This is a genomic window from Rhizobium sp. P28RR-XV, assembly GCF_012641385.1.
Classification (GTDB): domain Bacteria; phylum Pseudomonadota; class Alphaproteobacteria; order Rhizobiales; family Rhizobiaceae; genus Rhizobium.
Window position 1 is genome coordinate 526,007 of record NZ_JABAIG010000002.1, and the last position, 25,106, is coordinate 551,112.

The following is a 25,106-nucleotide window of genomic DNA, read 5'->3' on the forward strand; positions in this document are numbered from 1 at the left end:
ATGATATGCGGCCGCTTCTCGCATCAAGCGATATGACCCTCGCGCAGACCGGGCAGCCTGTGATTGAGGCTATCCACCATCTCAACCACCTGTTCCCGTGTCACGGGCGCGGAGAATACATAACCCTGGATGATATCGGCCAGGTTCTTCTCGACAACGAGCGCCAGCTGTTCCAGCGTCTCGACGCCCTCGATCACGATGTGGAGGCTGAGCGCGCGGGAAAGATCGACGATGCCGCACAACAGCTTGAAACGGCGGCTGTCCGTCGTGATGTCGCGGACGAAGGACCGGTCGATCTTGACGACATCCACCGGCAGGGAATCGAGGTAGCTGAGGCTGGAAAAGCCCGTTCCGAAATCATCGATCGCGATCGTGATGCCTTTGGCACGCAGATCGGCAAGGATGGAGCGAACGGTTGCCACCTCATCCATCAGGCAGCTTTCCGTCACCTCGAGATGCAGCCGCGACGGCGCCAATCCTGACGCATCGAGCGCCTCCATGACGATAGTGACAATATCGTCGTTGCGCAGATCCTGCGCCGACAGGTTGACCGAGACCGCGAGCGGCGCCGGCCAGGAAACGCAATCCCGGCAGGCCTGGTTGACCATGAAGCGGGTGATGCCGGCAACGATACCCATTTCCTCGGCAATCTGCACGAAGATGTTGGGCGGGATCGAGCCCTTTTCCGGATGAACCCAGCGCGCCAGCGCCTCGCAGCAAACGATGCGGGAACCGTCCGGCGTAAACATCGGCTGATAGACGGCCTGAAGCCTGCCCGCCTCGATGGCTTCGCGCAGGTCTTCCTTCAGCTTCTGGCGCTCGACGTAGCGCGCATCCATCTCCTCTTCGAAGGCGCTGCATCCGCCCTTCAGGCGCGACTTGGCGTCGAACAAAGCCAGATCGACCTTGACCTGCCATTCCTCCGAGCGGAACTCCCGGCTCGGCATGGTCACATATCCGCCGCTGAAAGAAATGCGGAAGCTGTTGCCGTCGACATTGTAAAGGCCTGTCATCGCCGCGTGCAGCGCACGAATGTGGCCATCGATCTCCGGAGCGTTGTCCTCGTTTGGAAAGAACAGGACGAATTGATCGCCCACCAGCCGTGCCGCAAGCGCCGCCGTGCCCGCGAGCTCCTTCAGGCGCTCGGCTATGGCAACCAGAAGCCGGTCGCCGGCCAGATGTCCCTTCGTATCGTTGACATGTTTGAAGTCGTCGACATCGAGAACCAGGATTCCGATCCGGCCGTCCCGCATGCGCGCCGCAAGCTTTTCCTTGACCAGCTCGATGAAATATTCGCGGTTCGGCAGCCCCGTTAGAGGATCATAGCGGACCATATGCAGGATCTTGCGCTCCGCCCGGATGCGCACGGTGACGTCTTCGAAGATCAGAATGACGATGCCGTCGGCGCGACGGCTGGCCGAGAATTCCAGAAACAGATCCTCGTTGAACTGAATAAGCGTGCGGGAAAGCGTACCGCTGACGAGCTGCGCCATTTGCCGGTGGATGAGCCCCGGCAAGGATCCGTCGATGAAGGCGTGGCGCGCGCCATAACGCAGAACGACGTCGAATTCGCAGTCCTTGAGCTGCTCCGGATGCGCGAAATTCAGGAGTTCGCAAGCCTTGCGGTTGACGACGAGGATACGGTTCTGGGCGTCCAGCATGAAGAGCCCGTGCGTCATGTTGTTGAGCGCGGTATCGAACCGGTCGGCGATCAGGGATATCTCGCGCGAGGCGATGACGTTCTTGTAGAGAAATTCGCGCACGCCGTTCGCCATCGCCCGCGTCGTCAGCCCGAAGGGGACAAGCATGATGGAGACGATCGCCTTGTAGAGCTGCTGCGACATCAGGCAGGCGATGATGATCGGCAGACAGCAGGCCAGCGTCTGCAGGTCGATCGCCTTCTGGGAACCGTAGTTGCGGCCGACGATCGACACCATCGACGCCATCGTCACGGCGATGCAGATGAATTCCGCCAGCGGATCCTGCACGATCAGGATGGCATAGCCGCTGCCGATGCCAAGGATGGCTGCCGTTGCGGCGGCGCCGATCACATAGCGCGTTTCCCATTTGGCGATATCGGCCCGCGTGAAACTATGCTTGTCCGCCGCGTCGAATTGCCGGAACGAATACATCCGCAAGGCAAACACGGCACCGAAGGCCAGGCAAAGCGTGAGATAGATATTTGCGCGCGTGCTTAGGTAAACGATGACATAAGTGAGGATATGAACGAACACGCCCGTAAACAGCGTTTTACGGTTTCCGAAAAGCGAACTGACGAACGACAGATAAACATCCGTCGGCACGGTGTCCGGGCTTGGAGGCTTCATTCAGACTTCCCCTGATGCGGCGGACACCCTAAGTGGAAACGTTTTAAAATTTGATTGCCCAATGGCACCCATCTAAACAGATTTATCAATCATGCCGGTAACTTACATCGAAGTTAGGCTGCGCTCCGCATCGTATTGGTGCAATTACTCCCGGCTCACTCTACCTCGAATATAATATTTAAGTCACTAATAAATAAAACAAGACATCACTAAAGACTTATGGAATACGATCACAACTTGCCCGCCCGCTGCTGGATCATCATAAAAGTATCGAAAGTATACTCCGAAAGCTGCATCCAAAGATACGCATCCTTTTTATAGGAAACCTGATCCTCGTAGATGCGCTTGAAATAATCATTGGATTTGGAGAGATCCGCATAGAGCGCGCCGGCTGCCTGGAAGCAGGCCTCCATGATCTCCTGGCTGAACGGACGCAGCGTCACCCCCTGCTGCACGATATCCTTCAGCGCCTGCGGGTTCTTGACATCGTATTTCGCCAGCATATTGGTATTGGCGAAGGCACAGGCATCCGTAAGGATCGCCTGGTAATTTTTCGGCAAGGCGTTCCATTTCTCCAGATTGAAGAATGCATGCACCACGGCACCGCCTTCCCACCATCCGGGATAGTAGTAGTATTTGGCGATCTGCTGCAGCCCTAGCTTCAGGTCGTCATAAGGGCCAACCCATTCGGCCGCATCGATTACGCCCTTGCTCAGCGCGTCGTAGACCCCGTTGACAGCGATATCCTGCTGCGGCACCACGCCGATCTTTTCGATCACCTTGCCGGCCAGGCCGGCAATGCGCATCTTCAAGCCCTTGAGATCGTCGAGCGTATTGATTTCCTTACGAAACCAGCCGCCCATCTGCGCGCCGGTATTGCCCGCTGGCAGGCCCAATATGCCCTGTGTGGCGTAGAACTCGTTCATCAGCTTGTTGCCGTTGCCCTGGTAGAACCAGGCATTGGTCAGCCGTGCATTGAGGCCGAACGGCAGCGCCGTGCCGATGGCGTAGGTCGGGTCCTTGTTCCAGAAATAGTAGGAGCAGGTGTGCGCCGCATCGACGGAACCGGCGCTCACCGCATCGGCGGCCTGGGCGCCAGGCACGATTTCGCCGGCTTCGTAAGTCTGGATGACGAAATTGCCGTTCGTCGCATCGGAAACATGCGCGGCAATGTCTTCCGCACCGCCATAGATCGTATCCAGGCTCTTCGGAAACGACGACGTCATTTTCCAGGTGATCTTCGGATATTCCTGGGCCAGGGCCGGGCTTACGAGCGTGGAGGCTGCAGCGCCTGCGCCAACGGCCCCTACCCGCCTGATGAAGGAACGGCGATCCATCGAATTCTCCCATACGGACGGCATTGCTGGGAAACGGCGCGTTCCCCGTCACGGCGCAAGCGATGGAACTAACCATGCCGCACACAGTCTTTCAAGTTCGCTCTCTCGCACCGCATTATGGCGATTCCTGTACAACCGCATGACGAAAGGAAACAAAGCCTTATGGAAGCTGCCGCGCGTTGCCGCTTGCGCCGTCTTCGCGTAAATTCATGGCGTGGACAATAGCCTCTGGATTGACATCATGATTATCCAGAGGTCTTGCAGCCGCCCAATTATTTCGCATCCTTCGGAGCTCTGAATGTCCAGACCGATCATCGCCATTCCCGCCGATATCCGCGAGTTCGACGGCACGCGCTGGCACGCGGTGCAACTGCAATATGTCCGCGCCGCCGTGAAGGCCGCCGGATTGATGGCGCTGATCGTACCAGCGCTCGAAGACGGCAATGACGCGGATGCCCTTCTGGACCGGGTCGACGGCCTGCTCGTCTCCGGTTCGGCCACCAACGTGCATCCATCACTCTACGGAAAAGAAGCGCAAGATGGCGATGGCCCCTTCGACCCGGCGCGCGACGCGACGTCGCTGCCGCTCATCCGCCGCGCCATCGAGCGCGCCATTCCGATGCTCGCCATCTGCCGCGGCATTCAGGAACTGAACGTCGCGCTCGGCGGCACGCTCGCGAGCGAAATCCAGGACCAGTCCGGCATCTGGGACCATCGTAAGCCGCAGGATGTCGATCGCGACACGATGTATGCGATCCGCCAGAGCGTTTTCGTCAAGGAAGGCTCCTGCATCGCCCGTGTCGTCGGGCCGGGCGAGGTGCGCGTCAACTCACTGCATCGCCAGGCGATCGCCGATACCGCGCCGAGGCTGCAGGTCGAGGCGCTGGCCGAGGATGGCACGATCGAAGCCGTCTCCGTCATCGATGCGAAGGCCTTTGCGGTCGGCGTGCAATGGCATCCGGAGTATTGGGCGGAAACGGATTCGTCGTCGCGCAAGCTTTTCATGGCCTTCGGCGATGCCGTACGCGACTATGCGGCGGGCAAGGAGCGGCTCAAGGCCGCTCCCTTTGAGCAGAAAGCCTTGTGATCAGCCGCGCGGCCTGACCCTCGTTTCCGACACCGGCGTTTCCGGCACCGGTGTGACCGGCCTGCCCTTTGCGAACCATTCGATGATATTGTCGGAGACGAGATCGGCCATGGCATTGCGCGTCGGCACGGAAGCGGATGCCACATGCGGCAGCAGCGACACATTCGGCAGCGAAAGATAACCGGCCGGTACATTGGGTTCGTCATAAAAGACGTCGAGGCCGGCGGCGCCTAGCGTTCCATTGCCAAGGGCTGCTATCAGCGCGTCGTCATCGACGGACCAGCCGCGGCCGACATTGATGAACACGCCCTGCGGCCCAAGCGCCGATAGGATCTCGGCATTGATCACCTTGTGCGTTTCCGGCGTCTTCGGCACGATGGAGATCAGCGTATCCACCGACTGCGCCATCTCCTTCAGGGTCGGATAGTAGTCGTAAGGCAAAGAGTCGCGCGGCGAGCGGGTGTGATAGCCGATCTTCACCTTGAACGGCTCCAGCCTTCTTGCGATCTCCAGACCGATGCGACCGAGCCCGTAAATGCCGACGCGGCGCCCTTTTATGGAAAAAGGCGAGAGCGGAAAGGCTCCTTCTTTCGTCCAGCGCCCCTCGCGCAGCCAAGTCTCCGCCTTCGGAAACTGCCGCAGCGTATTCAAGAGCAGGGCGATCGCGGTATCGGCGACCTCGTCGTTCAGGACGTCAGGCGTGTTGGTGACGACGATCCCCTTCGAGGCGGCATGCGTGACGTCGATCCCGTCATAGCCGACGCCGAAATTGGCGATGACCTCGACATTCGGAAAGGCATCGATCCAGGCAGCATCGAACCCGCCTGAGACAGCAACGCCGCGGATGCAGGCCGCGATTTCCACATCGACCTTCGGGCCGCCATCGCGTTCGACGGAAACGATATCGAACTGTTTTCCGAGCCTTTCGAGAACACGCGGGTGTATCTTCCCCGGAACGAGGACGGCGATGCGACTGTCGGACATGGATCTTTCCTCTTGAGAGACGGTTCGGCGCCGAACCGCTGCTAGCGAGCTTTGTAAGGCGCCGTGGATTGGCGGATGCGCATTTCCGGCTTGATAAGATGAATACCATCCGGCTCATGGCTTCCTGCCAACCTATCCAAAAGCGCCCGCGCTGCAAGCCTTCCGACTTCCGCCTGACCGTTCCAGACGGTCGTCAGCGCCGGCGTCGCAATCGCCGCTTCTTCCAGATCGTCATAGCCGGTAACCGAAATGTCCCGCCCCGGCACGAGGCCGGCGCGTGAAATGCCGTTCATGAGGCCGATGGCGACCAGATCGTTCCAGCAGACGGCCGCCGTCGGCTTCTGCGGTAGCGACAGGAAATGCACGGCAGCCTCGAAGCCGCCCTGCTTGGAGCGCGCGCCGGGAATACGCAGATTGGGATCGACCTCGATGGCAGCCTTGCGCAACGCATTGACATAGCCCTGGTAACGGTCGCGCCCCGTCGACGTCTGGTCGGTGCCGCCGATCATCGCGATGGAGCGGTGGCCAAGGCTGATCAGGTGGTTGGTCGCAAGCGAGATGCCGTAGCTGTCGTCGCCGCGAAAGGTCGGCAGATCCAGTGCCTCGATCTGTCGTGCCACAAGGATGGCCGGCATGCCGTTTGCCTCGGCCAGCTCGAAATCCTCCGGCGGAGTCCCGATCGCCGGCGACATGATGACGCCGTCGCCGCCGAGCTGCAGCAGCGTCTCGATGAAGGTCCGCTGTTTCTCGACCGAATCATAGTGATTGGAGAGAATGAAGGTGTGGCGGCTGCGGTCGAGCTCGCTTTCGATCGCCTTCAGGATTTCTCCGTAGAAAGGGTTCATGATGTCGTGCACGACGACGCCGATGATGCCCGACCGTGATGTCCTGAGGCTCGCCGCGCGGCGATTGTAGATATAGCCTAGCGCGCGCGCCTGGTCCTTGATCTTCTCGCGGGTATTGACCGCGACCAATGGGCTGTCGCGTAAGGCCAGGGATACAGTTGCCGTTGAAATACCGAGTGTTTCCGCAATCGTAGAAAGCTTTATCTTTTGCGCCACGCACTCCCTCCCCCGTGAAACGCAGCCGTCAATATATTCCGTCGTTTTACGATTCCGGAATTTAAATTCTTTAATTAAAAGCTTTAATCACATCGCGCAACACGAATTCGCGGGAATTCTCAGAATTCCTCGTCGTCTTCTTCGTCGTCGTCGCCGGCCTGAAGATTGCTCTCGATCGTCTTGAGGAGGCGTACGAGCGAACGGATTTCCTTTTCGGAAAAGCCGCGGGTGGCCAGCTCGTCGCAGGTAGCGGCGGAACTTTCGATCTCGCTGACGCTATTGCGGCCCGTCTCGGTAAGATAGACCTTCGTCAGCCGGGCATCCTCGGCATCCGGCCGCCGTTCGACGAAGCCTTGCGCCTCCATCCGGCCGATCGTCCTCGTCATGGTCGGCGCCTTGACGCCGAGCTTCTGCGCCAGCGAGCCGGCCGGAAGCCCGTCATTTGCCGCCAGTGCCAGAATGACGCCGTCCTGCCCGGCATAGAGACCGCTCGCCGTCAGGCTGCGCGTCATCACCGTGCGCATGGACCGCGCCGCCTGCGTCAATGCCGGCGACAAATCGGCAAGCGTGTAGTCCCGGTGATCCTTCTTTTTACCTGACTTACTTTTCTTCCCGACCTTGTTCTTCTTGCCCATCGTGATTCCATTGACCTTTTCGCCGCTAAGTCATCACGCTATGACATTGCGCAGGTTATTGACATAAACAAGAGGCACATCCTCAGATGGCGTATCCTTTGCCATGTTTCGATGACAATGATGAAACATTGACACCGCAGGAGCGATCAAAATGGATCGCCGTGCTGCCACTTGGCGCCTATGAGCAACACGGGCCGCATCTGCCGTTCGAAACCGATACGCTCATTGCCGAGGGAATCGTTTCACGTCTCAAGGTTGCTTTGCCGGCCAAACTGCCGGTTACCTTCCTTTCCGTCGAGGCCGTCGGCTACTCGATCGAGCATATGGATGTCGCCGGTACGAAGACGCTGACCTTCGACGAGGCTATCCGGCGCTGGCTCGGTATCGCCGAGCGGCTAAGCGGGCTCGGCATCCGCAAATTCGTCATGCTGAACGCTCATGGCGGCAATTCTCCACTGCTGACTATCGTCGCGACGGAGGCGCGCGTGCGCTTCGACATGCTGGCGGTCGCCACCAGCTGGACCCGCTTCGGCGTTCCGGATGGGCTGATTGCGCCCGACGACAAGGCCATCGACATTCACGGTGGCGATATCGAGACATCGGTCATGCTCGCCCTCCATCCGGAGAAGGTTGATATGTCGAAGGCGGAAAACTTCCCGTCGCGCCAGTCGGAGTTCATCAAGGGCTTCAAGCATCTGCGCGCCTACGGCCCCCACGCCTTCGGCTGGAAGATGTCCGATCTGAGCACGCAGGGCGTTGCAGGCAATGCAGGCATGGCGACGGCTGAAAAGGGCGAGCGGCTGATTGCGCATGCGGTGCAAGGATTGTTGGAACTCTTGCAGGATGTCGATGAGTTTGATGTGAAGGCGCTCAGATAGCTGATCGCTTGTATCAAGCGGCACAATCCATCATATTATCAACAATTCTCTTTATCCGCCGGGAGGCAGATATGCGTATTTCCCTCGATGATGCTGAGGGCCAACTCAAAGAATTGGTGCGACTTGCAAAGCAAGGCGAGGAAGTTGTGCTGACACAGGATGGTATGCCGGCTGCGCGCATACAGCCGATGAAAAAGCCCATGACATCAGCAGAAAAGGGAAATCTCATCAAAAAGCTGCAAGATGAGGTCAGGAGGAAAAACTTACCTCCAGGCCCCGATGCCGCCAGGAGCCAAGACTTCTTATATGATGAGCATGGCTTGCCCAAGTGATTGTCGTCGATACTTCGGCTCTTGTTGCGATGCTTGCAAATGAGCTGCATGCTTCCGCATGCGAAATCGTGTTTCAGAGTGAAAATCGCGTTCTTATTTCAGCGGGAACAATGCTTGAAGCACTCATCGTTGCGACACGGCGGGGCTTCGACAAACAAATGCGAGAACTTCTGACTTCGCCTGCGATCGAAGTGATCGAAGTCACGTCGGAACGCTCGCAGCTTGCGGCTGATGCGTATTTACGCTGGGGTAAGGGAATTCACCCGGCCGCCCTAAATTACGGCGATTGCTTTGCCTATGCGACCGCCAAGGAATTTGGATGCCCTCTTCTCTTTGTCGGCAATGATTTCTCGCAAACCGATATTCAGCCAGCCATCCCAAACCTAATGTGATCTTATAACATATAAAAGCCTTTGAACTGACGTCCCCAACTCCTTATATGGAACCCGACCAATATCTGCTCCTCGGGGCAACCTTCCATATTTCGAGGCTCCCATGACCGAAACAGCCACGCAAAAGCCCGTTCCCGTCACCGTTCTCACCGGCTATCTCGGCGCCGGCAAGACGACGCTGCTCAATCGCATCCTTTCTGAAAACCACGGCAAGAAATACGCCGTCATCGTCAACGAATTCGGCGAGATCGGCATCGACAACGATCTCATCGTCGAATCGGACGAAGAAATCTACGAAATGAACAATGGCTGCGTCTGCTGCACCGTTCGCGGCGACCTCATCCGCGTCGTCGAGGGCCTGATGCGCCGCCCCGGCCGCTTTGACGGCATCATCGTCGAAACGACAGGCCTTGCCGACCCGGTTCCCGTTGCCCAAACCTTCTTCATGGACGACGATGTCCGCGCCAAGACCGAACTTGATGCCGTCGTCGCACTGGTCGACGCCAAGCACCTGCCGCTGCGCCTGAAGGACAGCCGCGAGGCCGAAGACCAGATCGCCTTTGCCGACGTCGTCGTCATCAACAAGTCCGATCTCGTGTCACACGACGAGCTGGCCCAGATCGAGGATATCGTCCGCGCCATCAATCCGGACGCCCGCGTCTACAAGACTACCCGCTCCGGCGTCGATCTCGCCCGCGTGCTGAACCAGGGCGCCTTCAACCTGGAACGCGCGCTCGAAAACGATCCGCATTTCCTCGAGCATGGCCATGAGGATCATGTCTGCGGCCCGGATTGCGATCATGATCATGACCACGATCACCACCATCATGACCACGATCATGATCATCACCACCATGATCACGATCATCATCACCACCACGCTCCTTCGCCGATCCATGACGTGACCGTTCAGTCGGTTTCGCTGCGTGGCGGCGAGATGAATGCCGAGCGTTTCTTCCCATGGATCCAGAAGATCACCCAGACGCAGGGACCGAATATCCTGCGCCTCAAGGGCATCGTCGCCTTCAAGGACGATCCGGAACGCTATGTCGTCCAGGGCGTGCACATGATCATCGAAGGCGATCATCAGCGTCCGTGGAAGGATGGCGAAAAGCATGAGAGCCGGCTCGTCTTCATCGGCCGCGAGCTCGACCGCGAAAAGCTGGAAGCAAGCTTCAAGGCGTGCGAGGCATCCGCCTGATGCCGACTGTTGCTCCGCTTGATATCGACGGCCATGTTCTGGCCGTCGAATTTTTAGGTGATACCCCTTTCTTCGCCAGCGCCGCCGGCGCGATCCATCGCCTCGAAGGTGGAGACAAGGTGACGGAAGCCCATCAGGGCATGCTCACCTGCATCCGCGATCCGAACAGCGAGAGCCTGATTTCGGGCGGCGAGGACGGCAAGGTTCTCCGGATTGCCGCGGACGGCAGCGTGACGACCCTTGCCGAAGCACCGCGCAAATGGATCGGCCAGGTTGCCGCCGGCCCGCAAGGCGCGGTCGCCTATTCCTATGGCAAGAGCACTTTCGTGCGCCTCGCCGACGGCACGACGAAGGAATTTCCGGAGGAACGCACCGTCGAAGGCATCGCCTTTGCTCACAAGGGCATGCGGATCGCTGTCGCCCGGTATAACGGCGTATCGCTGCACTGGGTCGGAATGAGCGCCCCGCCGGTCAATCTGGAATGGAAGGGCGCCCATACCAGCGTCACGTTTTCACCGGATGGCCAGTTCATCGTGACAACCATGCAGGAAAATGCCCTGCACGGCTGGAAGCTCGACGCCAAGCCGGGTGCCGAGGCCCGGCACATGCGCATGACCGGCTATCCCGCCAAGGTGAAGTCCCTGTCGTGGTCGGCAAAGGGCAAATGGCTCGCCTCGTCGGGCGCGCCGGCGGCCATCGTCTGGCCCTTCCAGGGCAAGGACGGCCCGATGGGTAAGGCGCCGCTCGAGCTCGGCACCCGTGCTAACATCATGGCGACTTCGGTGAAATTCCATCCTGCGGAAGATATCCTCGCCATCGGCTTCATCGATGGTATGATCCTTGCGGTGCGCATCGGCGACGCCAAGGAGGCGCTTCTGCGCCGGCCCGGCAAGGGTGCGATCACGTCGATGAGCTGGAGCAAATCCGGCAAGCTGCTCGCCTTCGCCTCCGAAGCCGGCGATTGCGGCGTCGTCGACATTTCCGCCTAAGAGCAATTCCAGGAAAAGCGCGTAGCGGTTTTCCGTCCGGAATTGCGCAAAAGCAAACACCTAGAGTGGTTGAGCAATACGGTGAAGCGCCCAACCACTCTAAACAGAAAGTCAGGATCATGCCCCAGTCAGGAACGGCTACCGCCGGAAATAACCCTGCCTCCGTCGAGAACGTCTGGGACGTGATCCGTTGCGAAGCCGCCGAGCTTGCGGCGCGCGAGCCGACGCTCGCCCCGCTGCTGCAGGCGCAATTGCTCGCCAGCCGCTCCGATGCGGAAAGCCTTGCCAGTGTGCTGGCCGCGCGGCTCTGCGTCGTCAGGATCGAGCATGGTGACCTGCTTTCCCTGCTGTCCGACGTGCTGGCGCGGCATCCCGCAATCCTGCAGGCGACGGAAGCCGACCTCGTCGCGGTGCGAACGCGCGACCCCGCCTGCACCACCTATCTGCATGCGCTTCTGAACCTGAAGGGTTTCCACGCCCTGCAGGCGCATCGCATCGCCCATGCGCTCTGGACCGAAGGCCGCCCGGAAATTGCCAGCTGGCTTTCCAATCTCGTCTCGCTCGTCTTCGGCCCGGATATTCATCCCGCCGCGAAGATCGGTACGTCGATCATGCTCGATCACGGCTCCGGCATCGTCATCGGCGAAACCGCCGTGATCGAGGACGAGGTGTCCATCCTGCAGAACGTCACGCTTGGCGGCACCGGCAAGGAGAGCGGCGACCGTCACCCGAAGATCCGCCACGGCGTGATGATCGGCGCCGGCGCCAAGATCCTCGGCAACATCGAAGTCGGCGCCTTCAGCAAGGTTGCGGCCGGCAGTGTCGTGGTGAAGCCCGTTCCCGCGCATTGCACCGTCGCCGGCGTACCGGCAACAGTCATCCGCATCCATCGCGCCGATGAGATACCGGCCGAGACGATGGATCAGAACATCTAATTTCATTCGCGGCTATCCCGTGGCCGACCCTCATGGTGAGGAAGCCCAAAGGGCCGTCTCGAACCACGAGGGCGGGTGGGAAAACCTCGTCCGTGACATAAGGTAGCATCGCAAACACACAAGGCGGATACCTCCCGCATGCTTTCTGCCCAACACAGCAGAATCAATTGCTTGCCAGAAATGCGATAGCAAAAGCAGAATCGCCTCCCCTCACCCTTCATGGGACTGTCATACTCCGTTGATAGCTCGAAAGGGTTCTCTATGCCCGGCGTGGCGCAACATGCGCCGGAGCAATGCCCCCCACTCGAAGAGGATATGACGATGACCAGCCTTTCACGTCGCGCCGCCCTCGCAAGCGGCAGCGCGCTCACTTTTGCTTTGCTCTGTTCCCCCGCCGGCGCCGCCGACGTGGCGCCGGCGCCGAATACCGCAACGCCGATCAAGCATCTTGTTGTTATCTTCCAGGAAAACGTCTCCTTCGACCATTATTTCGCGACCTATCCCAAGGCCGCAAACGTCGCCGGAGAGCCGGAATTCAAGGCGGCCGACAACACGCCGACCGATATCAACACGCTGGCAAATGCCGGTCTTCTCGACACCAATCCGAACAAGACCAACGCGGCGAACGGCGCCGATGCCGCCGCGCCCTTCCGGCTCGACCGCACGCAGGCCGCAACCCAGTCGCAGAACCACGGCTATACCGCCGAACAGGCGGCCTATGACAACTTCGCCATGGACCTTTTCCCGGCCAATACCGGCCGTGGCACCAAGGGTGCCGCCGGTGCATTCGGCACCAAGGGTCAGGTCATGGGCTATTATGACGGCAACACCGTCACCGCGCTTTGGAATTACGCCCAGCACTATGCGCTGAACGACAATTCCTTCTCCACCAATTTCGGTCCCTCGACCCCAGGCGCGCTGAACCTGATTTCCGGCCAGACCAATGGCGCCATCCTGCCGCCGGGCTACACGCTGGAAAGCGACGGCACCTATTCCAAGGGCCGCATCGTGCCTGACGGCAATGGCGGCTGGACCGCGATCAGTGATTTCGATCCGACGGGCGACGTCTGCTCGGTCGGCCAGACGGCGCTGATGTACGGCAAGAACATCGGCGACATGCTGAACGAGCACAAGATCAGCTGGGGCTTCTTCGAAGGCGGCTTCGATCTGACGCTGACCAACCCCGACGGCACGACGGGCTGCAAGCGCGCGACGACTTCGGCCGTCACCAAGGTCAATTACGGTGACTACATCCCGCATCACCAGCCATTCCAATACTATGCCTCGACGGCCAACCCGACGCATGCGCGCCCATCCTCCGTGGCAACGATCGGCACGACGGATGCGGCCAATCACCAGTACGACATGACCGACTTCTATGCGGCCCTGAAGAACGGCAACATGCCCACGATCAGCTTCCTGAAGGCGCCCGCCTATCAGGACGGTCACGCCGGCTATTCCGATCCGCTTGACGAGCAGGAATTCGTCACTCAGGTGGTCAACACCGTGCAGAATTCCCCGGATTGGAAGGACACCGCCATCATCCTCCTCTACGACGATTCCGATGGCTGGTATGACCATGCCCATGCGGTCGTCAATCCGTCGAAACTCCCGGTCAAGGGTTACGACGTGCTGAGCGGTGACGGCTGTTCCACCGGCACGCCGCTGCCCGGCGTCAACGGCCAGCCGGCCCAGGGACGCTGCGGTTATGGCACACGCCAGCCGCTGATCGTCGTCTCGCCCTACGCCAAGGTCAACTTCGTCGACCACACGCTGACCGACCAGACCTCCGTCATGCGCTTCATCGAGGATAACTGGATGGCCGGTGCCCGTCTCGGCGGCGGCTCCTTCGATGTGCTCTCGGGCTCGCTGAACAGCATGTTCGATTGGTCCAAGGGTGATGCGCCGAAGCTGATCCTCGATCCGAAGACCGGCAATCAGGCATCGTAAAACCATAAGGGTGACGGAAATGCCCTCGATCAACCGTCGTCTCCTGCCGCTCCTCGCACTCGCGGGCCTTTCGCTCGCGGGTGCGGCCGTCGGCATGGCAAGCGAACCGGCCGGCTATGACGACCGGGCGCCGCTGAGCGCGGTAGCGCAGCTCGGCAAGAGGCTGTTCTTCGATCCGTCGCTCTCGGGCGGCGGCCAGATGTCCTGCGCGACCTGCCACGATCCCGCCAACCACTACGCGCCCGCCAACGACCGCGCCGTCCAGTTCGGCGGCCCGCATCTCGATCAGCCTGGTATCCGCGCAGTGCCCAGCCTCGCCTACAAGATGTCGACGCCTTCCTTCTCGATCGGGGAGGAAAGCGCTGCGGACGAGGCTGCGGAAGCCTCACCGATGACGGAAGCATCGGGCGTGGCTCTGGCCAATGCTCCTGCCGCGGTCGCTGGCTCGCTGACAGCCCAGGCCGTCGCCAAGGCCGATGCGGCCGTCGCGAACCTCGTGCCGCAGGGCGGCATGTTCTGGGATGGGCGCGTCGATTCGCTGGAAGAGCAGGCCTTGCAGCCGATGATCTCGCCCTTCGAAATGGCGAATGCCGATGCGGCAACTGTCTATGCCAAGCTGAAGAAGGGGTATGGCAAGGATATTTCAGCGCTCTTCGGCGACAACGTCGCCAACGATCAGGACATGACGATTTCGGAAATTGGCTTTGCACTTGCCCGCTACCAGATCGAGGAACTCTCCTTCCATCCCTATACGAGCAAGTACGACGACTATCTGCGGGGCAAGGCAGTGCTGACGGATGCAGAAGCCCGGGGATTGAAGCTGTTCGACGATGCGAACAAGGGCAATTGCGCCTCCTGCCATCTCGACAAGATGACCGGTGACGGGCAGATGCCGAATTTCACCGATTTCGAGTTCGAGGCCCTGGGCGCGCCGCGCAATCCAGCCATTCCGGCCAATGCCGATGCGCACTATTACGACACCGGCATCTGCGGCCCGCTACGCAACGATACCTATTCCGCCCAGCAGCAGAATTGCGGGCTGTTCAAGACGCCGACACTTCGCAACGTCGCCACCCGCCATGTCTTCTTCCACAATGGCGTCTACCGGACCCTTGAGGATGTGACCCGTTTCTACGTCGAGCGCGACACCAATCCCGAGGAGATCTATCCGAAGGATGCGAGCGGCAAGGCGCTGAAATACGATGATCTGCCGGTGCAGTACCAAGCCAACATCGACGTTATCGACGCGCCGATGAACCGCAAGCTCGGCGAAGCTCCTGCCCTGAACGACAGGGAGATCGCCGATGTCGTCGCCTTTCTGAAGACGCTGACGGATGGCTACGACCCGGCAAAGGACAGCGTGAAGGCCGCCAATTAGAAGCGCCTCCGCCCGGATGGGCGAAGGCGTATGAAACCTCAAAGCTGTTCGGGCGTTTTACGCAGCCTTTGATATCGGCGGCTGTGCAAGCTTGCGGCCGCTGGCGACAACCATGCCTGCTGTACTGTCCAGCCAGCCGTCCTTGAGCTCGAGAGCAAGGAAGCGCTCGCGCTGGAACGGGCCGGGCATGACGAGATGGCGGGTCTTTGCGGCAAAGAAGCCGAAGCGCTCGTAGTAGGGCGCATCGCCGACGAGCAGGATCGCGCCGTGACCGCGCTTCTTGGCTTCCATGATGGCTGCGCGCATCAGTGCCGAGCCCATGCCCTTGCCTTCATAGGCAGGATCGACGGCCAGCGGGCCGAGCAGCAGCGCATCGACGGGACGAGTCTCGCGATCGACGCCGGCTTCGACGTTCCACAAACGGACCGTGCCGACGACATGACCGGCACGATCGCGCGCGACCAGTGCCAGGCCTTCGGCCGGCACGCGGCCCTGGCGCAGCTTTTCCGACGACTTCTTGCGGCGGCCGGGACCCATGGCGCGATCCAGCAGGTTTTCGCGCGCGACGACATCGCCTGCATTTTCCAGGTCGAGGGTGAAAGTTGTGGGCGCAAAGAATGCGCGGACAGAATCAAGAACAGCGGCCATTTTGGCCTCCCGTGCCCAATACCGTTATCAGCGGCGGTGACAGACTATTGTGAGGGTGCCGCCCCGGCTGGCTACGGGGGCGGCTTTATCGAACTTTAGACCCTTAGGGACCTTAGATAATGTAGGCCTTGAGCGGATCGAAGCCGTTGAACGCCACAGCCGAGTAGGTCGTGGTGTAGGCGCCGGTGCCTTCGATCAGGACCTCGTCGCCGATGGTGAGCGACACCGGCAGCGGATAGAGGTTCTTCTCATAGAGCACGTCGGCCGAATCGCAGGTCGGGCCGGCAATGACGCAGGGCTCCATTTCGTCGCCGTCGCGCACCGTGCGGATCGGGTAGCGGATCGCCTCATCCATGGTTTCGGCGAGACCACCGAACTTGCCGATGTCGAGGAAAACCCACCGAGCGGCGTCATTGTCCGACTTCTTCGAAATCAGGACGACTTCAGCCTTGATCACGCCGGCATTGCCGACCATGCCGCGGCCCGGCTCGATGATCGTGTGCGGGATCTGGTTGCCGAAATGGGCGCGCAGGGACGCAAAGATCGCCTTGCCATAGGCTTCGGCCGAGGGAACGTCGCGCAGGTACTTGGTCGGGAAACCGCCGCCCATGTTGACCATCTGCAGGTGGATGCCCTGCTTGGCGAGCGAAACGAAGACGCGCTTGGCATCGGCCAGAGCAGCATCCCAGGCATCGACCTTGGTCATCTGCGAGCCGACGTGGAAAGACACGCCATAAGATTCCAGACCCAGCTGATGGGCGTAGACGAGAACGTCGACGGCCATCTGCGGGACGCAGCCGAACTTGCGCGACAGCGGCCATTCAGCCCCCTCGCCATCCGTCAGGACGCGGCAGAACACGCGGGCGCCGGGGGCGGCACGGGAAATCTTCTCGACTTCCTCGTGGCTGTCGACGGCGAAGAGGTTGATACCGAGTGCATGCGCACGGGCGATATCGCGCTCCTTCTTGATTGTGTTGCCATAGGAAATGCGCTCAGCGGTCGCACCGGCATCAAGCGCCATTTCGATTTCAGCGACACCAGCGCAATCGAAGTTGGAACCGAGGCTTGCGAGCAGGCGCAGCACTTCCGGAGCCGGGTTGGCCTTGACGGCATAGTAGATGGCGCTGTCCGGCATGGCATGACGGAAGGCGTGAAAATTGTCGCGGACGACATCGAGATCAACCACCAGGCAGGGACCGTCCGGACGTCGGGTAGCGAGAAAGTCGCGAATACGTTGCGTGGTCATGTCAATTCCCTTTTCAATTCCAAAGGCTCCGGGAGAAAGACCCAGAGGACAAAGGGCGACGCTCATTCGCTCAGGAACCAGCCGGTGGAGACCCCGGTACCGTGCAAATGCGCGAAGCGCGGATAATGAACGAGTGCCGCAAGCGGCGCTAATTCGCTTTGTCTGCCATGGATTGGAGGGATGATCCCAACCGCACTTCCGGCAATGAAGGTGTGCCTCTTCAGTAACCCCGGCTGATGGAAAGCCGGGAGAGAACAAAAAGGCCCGCACCGTCGTTGCTTCAGATGTCCTCGCATTTTCCGGTTGGCCGGAATAGCGACTGGAGGGGTTAATTCCAGGTACCTTACCGATTTTCTCACCACATCGAGGATCGGCGGACACCCACGGGCACGTGCGACTTTGGGCTGACCCCGAAATAGGTGCATTCGCGGTCATAATCAAGAAATTTTTTCGCCGCGGTCCAAAAAAATAATTGAACAAATCGACGCGTTTTGTTCAACATCCGGAAACAGTTAACGGGGGCTACATCATGGATACTTTGACCCGGATTCGCGCCTTCATCGACGTGGTGGAAGCCGAGGGATTTTCGGCCGCCGCGCGCAAGACCGGGCGTTCCAAGGCGCTGCTGTCGAAATATGTCCGCGAGCTGGAGGACGAGCTCGGCGCGCTCCTGCTCAACCGCACGACCCGCCAGTTCTCCATGACGGAAGCGGGCCATACCTATTATCGTACCGCCTCCGACATATTGAAGGAGATCGACAATCTTGCCGACCTTGTGCGCGAGAACAACCAGCAGCTTAAAGGTCGGCTGCGCGTTTCAGTGCCGCGCACCTTCGTCGACGCCGATGTCGGGCAATCGCTGATCGACTTCGCCAAGGAGAACCCCGATCTCGCGCTGGAAATCTCCGCCGACGACCGTTTCGTGGATCTGATCGAGGAAGGCTTCGATGTCGCGGTGCGCATCACCAAGCTCGAGGATTCCGGCATGATTGCCCGCAAGATCTCGGACTTCCGAATCCATCTCTGCGCAACCCAGGCGTTCCTCGACCGCTATCCGACGCTGGAGCGCCCGAGCGATCTTGCGCGCGTGCCTTTCATCATCGATACCAACACCCGCTCGCAAGGCAATATTCGCTTCGTCGATGCCGACAGCACCACCTTCAACGTCGCCATCAACGGCACGCTCGAAGTCAACAGCCCGCATGCGACGCTGCGCGCCGCGCTTTCCGATCTCGGCGTTGCCGTCGTCCCGGATTTCATCGGCCGCAAGGCGATCGAAAGCGGGCAATTGCTGACCTTGTTCAACGACTACCTTCCCACCGATCGCGGCATCTATGCGGTCTATCCGCACCGGCGCTATCTCCCGGCCAAGGTGCGCATCTTTGTGGACTACCTGCACAACTGGTTCCGCAAGCACGGCTGAACGACGCAAGGCTGGCGAGCCGGTCCCAATTCCGTCTCATTTCCTGACCAGAAAACGAAGTGAATCGATGCTCACGAAACCTATCGGACGCATGAAAAAATCCACGACCGCCTATGCTCTTGCCCTGACCGGCGGCCTGCTCCTTGCGCCCGCCGCGGCATCCGCGCATCCGCATATTTTCGTGGAAGCCCGCCTGGAAGTGCTGGCAGGCCCGGACGGCAATGTGCAGGAGCTGCGCAACGTCTGGCGCTTCGACGAGGTATTCTCCTCTTCCGTACTGATGGATTTCGACAAGAACACCAATCTGAAGCTCGACCCGGACGAGCTGAAGGAGGTCGGCAAGACAGTGCGCGAGTCGCTTGCCGACTACGACTACTACACGAACCTGACGCTGAACGGCAAAACGATCAAGGTGAACAAGCCTGATGTCATCAATGTCGATTACCGCGACGGCCAGCTCCTGATGTTCTTCGCCGTCAAGCCGTCGGAGCCAATGCCGCTCGCCAAGGGCAACAAGCTGAGCTTCGGCATTTACGACCCGACGCTCTACACTTCCATCGATTTCCCGGGCGACAATGAGCTGGTGACGGAGGGCGATGCCTTCAAAAGCTGTAGGCAGAAGGTCGTCCGCCCCAATCCGGACGAGGTTATCGCCGAGAACAGATCGACATTGACGGATGCCTTCTTCAACGATCCGACGGGAACGACCATGTCGAAACTCTTCGCAACGCGGATAGACGTCGAATGCTGATTTCGAGACTAAGGAAGCTCGCGCCGACCGCAGCGCTCGCCCTTTTGGCGGCCGCCGGCCTGGCGCATGCCGCAGGCTCGCCGCTCGGTATCGGCACGGCGGAACCGAGCTTCCAGCCGATCGGCGGCCCGCTTGCGCCGATCTTTCTCTACGTGAACTACGAGCAGCAGGCTTTCTATCGGGCGCTCACCAAGTCCATCGAAGCCATGCGTGAGGATCCCTGGCAGCTCTGGACGCTGATCGGGCTTTCCTTCGCCTATGGCATTTTTCACGCCGCCGGCCCAGGCCACGGCAAGGCTGTCATCTCCTCCTACATGGTTGCCAACGAGATCGAGCTGAAACGCGGCATCGGCATCTCGTTCGTCTCCGCCCTCATCCAGGGCCTTGTCGCCGTCCTTGTCGTGGGCGCCGCCTATTTCGTGCTGCGCGGCTCCGGCATCACCATGACGATGGCGACAAACGCCATGGAAATTACCAGCTTCGTCATGGTCATCCTGTTCGGCAGCTGGCTGCTGTTCCGCAAGCTGCGGGCGATGCTGCAGAGCCAGGCGCAGCGTCAAGAGATGTTGCTGGCGACATCGGCCGGCCCAATCGGCCTCTCGCTGTTCGAAGGGGCGGCGACGGGCACGGATTCGGCAAGAGGTTTTGCCCGCGCGACGATGCCGGCGGCCAGCGGCTATCAATGCTATGATCCCGCCCATGCGACCGGCGATGGCGCCTATTGCGAAGCATGCGGCCACGCCCATCTTCCCGATCCGAAGATGTTGTCGAACGAGAAATTCAGTGTCCGCGAAGCCTGGTCGGCCATCATTGCCGTCGGGCTGCGCCCATGTTCCGGCGCACTGCTGGTCATGACCTTTTCGATGTTGAACGGGCTCTATCTCGGCGGGCTTCTGTCCGTGCTGGCCATGTCCATCGGCACGGCGCTGACCGTCTCGCTGCTTGCCATCATCGCCGTCTTCGCGAAAAGCACCGCCGTCCGCTTCACTGGCAGCGGCTCGAGGCTTTCGGCCTGGGTCGGCAACGGCATCGAGATTCTCGGCGCGCTGCTGGTCATCGGCACCGGAGTCATCCTGTTGGGTGCTTCGCTTCAGAACTGAAGCAATTTCCGGAAGACTTCAGGGGTAGCCCCGCATCAGGATTTACGACCCTTTGCGTCTCTGATAGCGGGCTCTCAGCCAGAACACCAGGAAGAAGGCCAGGATGACCAAAACGCCGAAGCCGGTGCCGAGCCACGGCGAGATGGTTCCGAGCCAGACGATGACGTTCGGCATCAGGTAAAGTGCGACCGTTGCAACCACCAAAATAATGCCGGCGGCGATCGCCGCCGAGCGGGTTTCGCTTTTTTTGTCCGTCAAATCGCCGATCCCCAGCATGCCATGAAATGTTTCGGCGAAGGCTTAGGCCAGCCGCCGCCGAAAGGCAACCGACCCTATCCGTCAGAGCTGGACTTTGGCGCCCGCAACCGTCGCCTCGATATGATCGACCAGGGCGTCGGCCAAACCGAGCCTGCCGGCCAGCAGATCGAGATAGCCGCGCTCGGCCCGGGAATCCGGCTCAATCGCCAGCCGTGAGGCCGTATAGACCTGCACGCGCTGCTCCTCGGTCTGAGCCGAAGCGACGATGGCATCGAGATCGACGGAATTGGTAAGCTCGCGCTGGAAAAAGCTCTCCGCCTCCGACCCGACACCGGCTTCCTGTACCTTGCCGAGAATGCGTTGACGCTCAGCATCATCGATGTGCCCATCGGCTCGGGCGGCCGCGATCATGGCCCGCACGAGCGAAAGCGTAAAATCATTGCTGGCGACGGCCGGCGCGGTGCTGAAGCCGGAATCGGATGGCGGCGGCAGGAACTGCGGCTCGGCCTGCTGCGTCGATTGCGGTGCCGGCTGCGGCTGATTGCCATCGCGATAATTCTTGTAGGCTTGATAGCCAAGTCCGGCGATTGCTGCGAGGCCGCCGAGCGCCAGCGCATTGCCGGCAACCTGACGCCCGGTCTTCGTCCCGAGCAGCACGCCGGCGATGGCGCTTGTCGCCATCGGATTATCCCTGGCGAGATTGATGGCCTGCGTTGCCCTGTCTTTCACCGTTCCTTGCATTCCCGGAACCTGTGATCCCAGGAACTGGTCAAGAAGCTTGCGGGCGTCGATCATATGGATGGTCCTCCGTCCTTGTGATGGTGAAGGGGAGATAGGAAGCGCAACCGCAAATACCAATCCGCATCATACAAAAAGGCGCGCAGAAAATCCTGCGCGCCTTGAAATCAAATAGGAGCGAGCTTCTCAGCCCTTGAGGGCTGCGGCCTCTGCGGCAAGCTTGGTGATGCCGGCCCAGTCGCCTGATGCAACCAGCTCCTTCGGCGCAACCCAGGAGCCGCCGACGCAGATGACGTTCGGCAGCGAAAGATAATCATGCGCATTCTTCAGCGAGATACCGCCGGTCGGGCAGAAGATCGTACCGGCGAGTGGCGAGGACAGCGCCTTGAGATAGGAGGCGCCGCCGGCCTGTTCGGCCGGGAAGAACTTGAGCACCGTATAGCCCTCTTCCCGTAGCGCCATGACTTCGCTTGCGGTTGCGGCACCCGGCAGCAGCGGCACATGCGAGGAGCGCGCAACATCAAGCAGTTCCTGCGTCGTGCCGGGGCTGACGATGAACTTGGAACCGGCTTCGACGGCCGCATCCCACTGGCTGACATTGAGGATCGTACCGGCGCCGACTTCGGCCCCTTCCACCTCCTCGGCGACCGCCCTGATGGCATCGAGCGCGCCGGCCGTGCGCAGCGTGATCTCGATGGCCTTCAGACCGCCGGCAACGAGCGCCCGTGCGAGCGGAACGGCCGATTTCGCATCATCGACGATCAGCACCGGAACGACGGGCTGCAGTTTCAGAATGGAAAGAAGCTTTTCGGTTTTCTCGCCCATGGTCGGTGCGCTCCTTTAAAACGATTGAAACCGGCTCTCGAATAACCTCCCCGAGAATGCTTGTCGAGACAAAAGCACGCTTTGGACAGGACGGGTAGGAATTCGTCACGACATACTATAGTCTGCCGCGGTCTGTGCCGGTGGAGCATGTTAAACGCATGGCAAAAGAGATCGAGCGAAAGTTTCTGGTGCGCGGCGATCATTGGCGTGATTTCGCTTCGGAGAAGCTGATCCTGCGACAGGGATATATCGCCTCCATGAACGACCGCTCCGTGCGGATAAGGCTGACGAACGAGACCACGGCGACCTTGACGATCAAGATCGGCAAGGCGATGACGAGGGATGAGTTCGAATACGAGATCCCGGTTGCCGAGGCCGAGGAGCTGCTGGGAACGGCGATCGGCCTCGTCATTGAGAAGACCCGCCACAAGGTGCCCTTCAAGGGATTTGTCTGGGAAGTGGATGTCTTTCGCGGCGCCCATCGCGGTCTTGTGATCGCCGAAGTGGAGATGGAAGACGAAAGCGATGATCCGGAACTGCCGGACTGGATCGGCCGCGAAGTGACCGGCGAATACCGCTATTCCAATCAGGCTCTCGCGACGCAGTTCGAACAGGAGTACGATGAGCTATCGCGTACGGCCTGACCGGGCTCTTGATGACGAGGTGCATAAAGCCGCCGCGCATCAACTCGGCAGAGCGATGGCCGTTCTGACGGACAGGCCACAAGGCTTGCACGAAGCCATCCACGCTGCGCGCAAGAACATCAAGCGCGTGCGCGGCCTTTATCGGTTGATCGCCCCGCTTGCCCGGGAATTTCAGCAGCGGGAGAATGATAAGCTCCGCGCCGTGGCGCTTACACTTTCGGGTGTGCGAGACGCCACAGCGCTGATTGAGGTCAGCCGCTACCTGCAGGAAACTGCGACCTCCGAGGATGAGCGGCATGCATTGGCTCGCGTCTGCGATGTACTGACAATCCGGCGCGACCGCTTGTCCAAAGAGGAAACTGATCTGGAAGACAAGGCGCGGGCGGCAATCGTCACCTGCGGTGAAGCGATCGAGGCGTTGAAGGACGCATCATTCGAGGGAGGGCGACGCGATACGGCCCGTCTTTTCCAAAAGAGCTGGCGCAAGAACGTCCGCAAGGCAATGCAGGCGCTGGCCGAATGCTGCGGCGAGGCGGCTCATGCCGAGTGCTTTCACGATCTGCGCAAGCGCAGCCAGGACTACTGGATGCATCACATGCTGCTGCGCGACGTCTGGCCGGCCGCCATGCATGCCAAGCAGCTTGAGGCCAAGCTATTGGTCGATGTGCTCGGCCGCTATCTCGACATGTCGATATTGGCTGACGTCGCGGATCGCGAGCCGCATCTCTTCAACGGGAGCGACGATCACGCCCGTCTGCTGGAGGCGATCATTTCCCGGCAGCAGACGGCCCGCGAGGAAGCATTGAACCGGGCACGCTGGGTCTTTGCCGACAAGCCGGAGCGCGAGGCACGGACCATGAAGCGCCTCTGGCTGGAAGCCGCGGATTGAGGCAGCCACAGGCCGCGCGCAGGCGCTTCAATCGGCTTTTCAGCCTGTCGGCCCGACATTTATAGCCATCTTGCCCGGCCGATGCGCCGGCCGCTCGGGGTTGCGGTGTAAATCCCGATTGCCTGAAAGCCCACAAAATTGTATTTCCCCGCCATGACCAACATGCTTTCAGATCCACGGCGCGACGCGACCGGCGCATTCCTCGTTGCCGCGCTCTATCATTTCGTTTCCTTTCCGCGCTTCGAAAGCCTGCGCGAGCCTTTGCTTGCGCTCTGCGAGGAAAATGGCGTCAAGGGCACGCTGCTGCTTGCCCATGAAGGGATCAACGGCACCATCGCGGGCACGAACGCCGGCATCGGGGCGGTGCTTGCCTTCCTGCGCGCCCAGCCGGAATTTGCCGGCCTGGAGCACAAGGAAAGCCGTGCCACGAAAATGCCTTTCGTGCGCATGAAGGTGAAGCTGAAGAAAGAGATCGTTACCATGGGCGTCGAGGATATCGACCCCACTAGGGTCGTCGGCACCTATGTCGCGCCGAAGGACTGGAACGCGCTGATCTCCGATCCGGATACGATCGTCATCGACACCCGCAACGATTATGAGACCGCCATCGGCCTTTTCAAGGGTGCGGTCGATCCGAAGACGAAGACCTTCCGCGAGTTTCCCGAATGGGTGCGTGAGAATACCGGCCTGCACAACAAGCCGAAGATCGCCATGTATTGCACCGGCGGCATCCGCTGCGAAAAGGCGACCGCCTTCATGAAGCAGCAGGGCTTCGACGAGGTCTACCATCTCAAGGGCGGCATCCTGAAATATCTGGAGGAAGTGCCGGCGGAAGAAAGCCTCTGGGAAGGCGCCTGCTTCGTCTTCGACGAGCGCGTTTCCGTCGAGCATGGGTTGAAGGAGGGCAATCACAAGCTTTGCCATGCCTGCCGCAATCCCATTACGGCCGAGGAAGTGACCTCACCCTTCTACGAGGCCGGTGTCTCCTGCAGCCATTGCTATCACGAGCGCGGCGAAGAGGATCGCGAACGTTACCGTGAGAGACAGCGGCAGATCACGCTCGCGCGCAAGCGCGGCCACGAGCATATCGGCTAAAAA

At 60.3% G+C, this 25,106-nt stretch carries 25 protein-coding genes; 15 read left to right on the forward strand and 10 right to left on the reverse strand.

Annotated elements, in window-relative coordinates; all coding sequences use genetic code 11:
• Positions 1 to 23: 23 nt before the first annotated feature.
• Together HGP12_RS06150 and HGP12_RS06155 are read right to left on the reverse strand one after the other, a co-directional pair.
• On the reverse strand, positions 24 to 2,327 hold the full coding sequence (locus HGP12_RS06150) for a putative bifunctional diguanylate cyclase/phosphodiesterase (RefSeq protein WP_168838128.1): 2,304 nt from the start codon (positions 2,325 to 2,327) through the stop codon (positions 24 to 26).
• 230 nt (positions 2,328 to 2,557) lie between these two features.
• Positions 2,558 to 3,664 carry a TRAP transporter substrate-binding protein gene (locus HGP12_RS06155; RefSeq protein ID WP_168838127.1) on the reverse strand — a complete coding sequence of 369 codons (1,107 nt, stop codon included), beginning with the start codon at positions 3,662 to 3,664 and terminating at the stop codon, positions 2,558 to 2,560.
• Positions 3,665 to 3,962: 298 nt separating this feature from the next.
• On the opposite strand from HGP12_RS06155, the gene HGP12_RS06160 reads away from it, so the two are divergent.
• On the forward strand, positions 3,963 to 4,751 hold the full coding sequence (locus HGP12_RS06160; protein WP_168838126.1) for a gamma-glutamyl-gamma-aminobutyrate hydrolase family protein: 789 nt from the start codon (positions 3,963 to 3,965) through the stop codon (positions 4,749 to 4,751).
• Here the strand turns inward: HGP12_RS06160 and HGP12_RS06165 are convergent, their stop codons facing one another.
• From HGP12_RS06165 to HGP12_RS06175, 3 genes are all read right to left on the reverse strand, one after another.
• Positions 4,752 to 5,735 (reverse strand): 2-hydroxyacid dehydrogenase, encoded by a 984-nt coding sequence (locus HGP12_RS06165; protein WP_168838125.1) that lies wholly within the window; start codon positions 5,733 to 5,735, stop codon positions 4,752 to 4,754. It abuts the gene before it with no gap.
• 41 nt (positions 5,736 to 5,776) lie between these two features.
• Entirely contained in the window at positions 5,777 to 6,796 is a 1,020-nt protein-coding gene (locus tag HGP12_RS06170) for a LacI family DNA-binding transcriptional regulator (RefSeq protein ID WP_168838124.1), read from the reverse strand.
• 119 nt (positions 6,797 to 6,915) lie between these two features.
• Positions 6,916 to 7,431, reverse strand: coding sequence for a MarR family winged helix-turn-helix transcriptional regulator (locus tag HGP12_RS06175; RefSeq protein WP_168838123.1), 516 nt, complete (start codon positions 7,429 to 7,431; stop codon positions 6,916 to 6,918).
• 86 nt (positions 7,432 to 7,517) lie between these two features.
• On the opposite strand from HGP12_RS06175, the gene HGP12_RS06180 reads away from it, so the two are divergent.
• From HGP12_RS06180 to HGP12_RS06215, 8 genes are all read left to right on the forward strand, one after another.
• A complete protein-coding gene (locus HGP12_RS06180) occupies positions 7,518 to 8,309 on the forward strand; it encodes a creatininase family protein (protein WP_168838122.1) in 792 nt (263 codons plus the stop codon).
• Positions 8,310 to 8,380: 71 nt separating this feature from the next.
• The gene (locus HGP12_RS06185; RefSeq protein WP_168838121.1) at positions 8,381 to 8,641 is read left to right on the forward strand and encodes a type II toxin-antitoxin system Phd/YefM family antitoxin; all 261 of its coding nucleotides are present in this window, start codon (positions 8,381 to 8,383) and stop codon (positions 8,639 to 8,641) included.
• Positions 8,638 to 9,033, forward strand: coding sequence for a type II toxin-antitoxin system VapC family toxin (locus HGP12_RS06190; RefSeq protein ID WP_168838120.1), 396 nt, complete (start codon positions 8,638 to 8,640; stop codon positions 9,031 to 9,033). Before HGP12_RS06185 ends, HGP12_RS06190 begins: the two co-directional genes overlap by 4 nt.
• A 103-nt stretch (positions 9,034 to 9,136) precedes the next feature.
• Complete coding sequence (locus HGP12_RS06195; protein WP_168838119.1) at positions 9,137 to 10,234, forward strand: CobW family GTP-binding protein; 1,098 nt, start codon at positions 9,137 to 9,139, stop codon at positions 10,232 to 10,234.
• Positions 10,234 to 11,223 carry a WD40 repeat domain-containing protein gene (locus HGP12_RS06200; protein WP_168838118.1) on the forward strand — a complete coding sequence of 330 codons (990 nt, stop codon included), beginning with the start codon at positions 10,234 to 10,236 and terminating at the stop codon, positions 11,221 to 11,223. Before HGP12_RS06195 ends, HGP12_RS06200 begins: the two co-directional genes overlap by 1 nt.
• Positions 11,224 to 11,342: 119 nt before the next feature.
• Entirely contained in the window at positions 11,343 to 12,158 is an 816-nt protein-coding gene (gene cysE / locus HGP12_RS06205; protein WP_168838117.1) for a serine O-acetyltransferase, read from the forward strand.
• A gap of 321 nt (positions 12,159 to 12,479) precedes the next feature.
• Positions 12,480 to 14,108 (forward strand): phospholipase C, encoded by a 1,629-nt coding sequence (locus tag HGP12_RS06210; RefSeq protein ID WP_168838116.1) that lies wholly within the window; start codon positions 12,480 to 12,482, stop codon positions 14,106 to 14,108.
• A 19-nt stretch (positions 14,109 to 14,127) separates the two neighbouring features.
• Positions 14,128 to 15,486, forward strand: coding sequence for a cytochrome-c peroxidase (locus HGP12_RS06215; protein ID WP_168838115.1), 1,359 nt, complete (start codon positions 14,128 to 14,130; stop codon positions 15,484 to 15,486).
• A 57-nt stretch (positions 15,487 to 15,543) separates the two neighbouring features.
• Here HGP12_RS06215 and HGP12_RS06220 read toward each other — a convergent pair whose 3' ends face one another.
• Together HGP12_RS06220 and odc2 are read right to left on the reverse strand one after the other, a co-directional pair.
• Positions 15,544 to 16,134: a GNAT family N-acetyltransferase gene (locus HGP12_RS06220; RefSeq protein ID WP_168838114.1), complete on the reverse strand. Its 591-nt coding sequence runs from the start codon at positions 16,132 to 16,134 to the stop codon at positions 15,544 to 15,546.
• A 112-nt stretch (positions 16,135 to 16,246) separates the two neighbouring features.
• A complete protein-coding gene (gene odc2 / locus HGP12_RS06225) occupies positions 16,247 to 17,380 on the reverse strand; it encodes an ornithine/lysine decarboxylase (RefSeq protein ID WP_168838113.1) in 1,134 nt (377 codons plus the stop codon).
• Between the two features lie 529 nt (positions 17,381 to 17,909).
• Between odc2 and HGP12_RS06230 the strand changes: the two genes are divergently transcribed.
• The 3 genes from HGP12_RS06230 to HGP12_RS06240 all read left to right on the forward strand — a co-directional run bounded on the left by HGP12_RS06230 (position 17,910) and on the right by HGP12_RS06240 (position 20,654).
• Positions 17,910 to 18,803 (forward strand): LysR family transcriptional regulator, encoded by an 894-nt coding sequence (locus tag HGP12_RS06230; protein ID WP_168838112.1) that lies wholly within the window; start codon positions 17,910 to 17,912, stop codon positions 18,801 to 18,803.
• Between the two features lie 91 nt (positions 18,804 to 18,894).
• Positions 18,895 to 19,554, forward strand: coding sequence for a DUF1007 family protein (locus HGP12_RS06235; RefSeq protein WP_168838111.1), 660 nt, complete (start codon positions 18,895 to 18,897; stop codon positions 19,552 to 19,554).
• Positions 19,548 to 20,654 carry a nickel/cobalt transporter gene (locus HGP12_RS06240; RefSeq protein ID WP_168838110.1) on the forward strand — a complete coding sequence of 369 codons (1,107 nt, stop codon included), beginning with the start codon at positions 19,548 to 19,550 and terminating at the stop codon, positions 20,652 to 20,654. Before HGP12_RS06235 ends, HGP12_RS06240 begins: the two co-directional genes overlap by 7 nt.
• Before the next feature lie 42 nt (positions 20,655 to 20,696).
• Here HGP12_RS06240 and HGP12_RS06245 read toward each other — a convergent pair whose 3' ends face one another.
• The 3 genes from HGP12_RS06245 to HGP12_RS06255 form a co-directional block, all read right to left on the reverse strand.
• Positions 20,697 to 20,912, reverse strand: coding sequence for a hypothetical protein (locus HGP12_RS06245; RefSeq protein WP_205926345.1), 216 nt, complete (start codon positions 20,910 to 20,912; stop codon positions 20,697 to 20,699).
• Between the two features lie 81 nt (positions 20,913 to 20,993).
• Positions 20,994 to 21,707, reverse strand: a complete 714-nt coding sequence (locus tag HGP12_RS06250; RefSeq protein WP_168838108.1) for a tellurite resistance TerB family protein — start codon at positions 21,705 to 21,707, stop codon at positions 20,994 to 20,996.
• A 129-nt stretch (positions 21,708 to 21,836) separates the two neighbouring features.
• On the reverse strand, positions 21,837 to 22,475 hold the full coding sequence (locus HGP12_RS06255; RefSeq protein ID WP_168838107.1) for a 2-dehydro-3-deoxy-phosphogluconate aldolase: 639 nt from the start codon (positions 22,473 to 22,475) through the stop codon (positions 21,837 to 21,839).
• 158 nt (positions 22,476 to 22,633) lie between these two features.
• Between HGP12_RS06255 and HGP12_RS06260 the strand changes: the two genes are divergently transcribed.
• The 3 genes from HGP12_RS06260 (at position 22,634) to HGP12_RS06270 (ending at position 25,103) form a co-directional block, all read left to right on the forward strand.
• Positions 22,634 to 23,119 (forward strand): CYTH domain-containing protein, encoded by a 486-nt coding sequence (locus HGP12_RS06260; protein WP_168838106.1) that lies wholly within the window; start codon positions 22,634 to 22,636, stop codon positions 23,117 to 23,119.
• Positions 23,097 to 24,008, forward strand: a complete 912-nt coding sequence (locus HGP12_RS06265; protein ID WP_168838105.1) for a CHAD domain-containing protein — start codon at positions 23,097 to 23,099, stop codon at positions 24,006 to 24,008. Before HGP12_RS06260 ends, HGP12_RS06265 begins: the two co-directional genes overlap by 23 nt.
• A 162-nt stretch (positions 24,009 to 24,170) precedes the next feature.
• Positions 24,171 to 25,103, forward strand: a complete 933-nt coding sequence (locus tag HGP12_RS06270) for a rhodanese-related sulfurtransferase (protein ID WP_409526802.1) — start codon at positions 24,171 to 24,173, stop codon at positions 25,101 to 25,103.
• Positions 25,104 to 25,106: the final 3 nt, after the last annotated feature.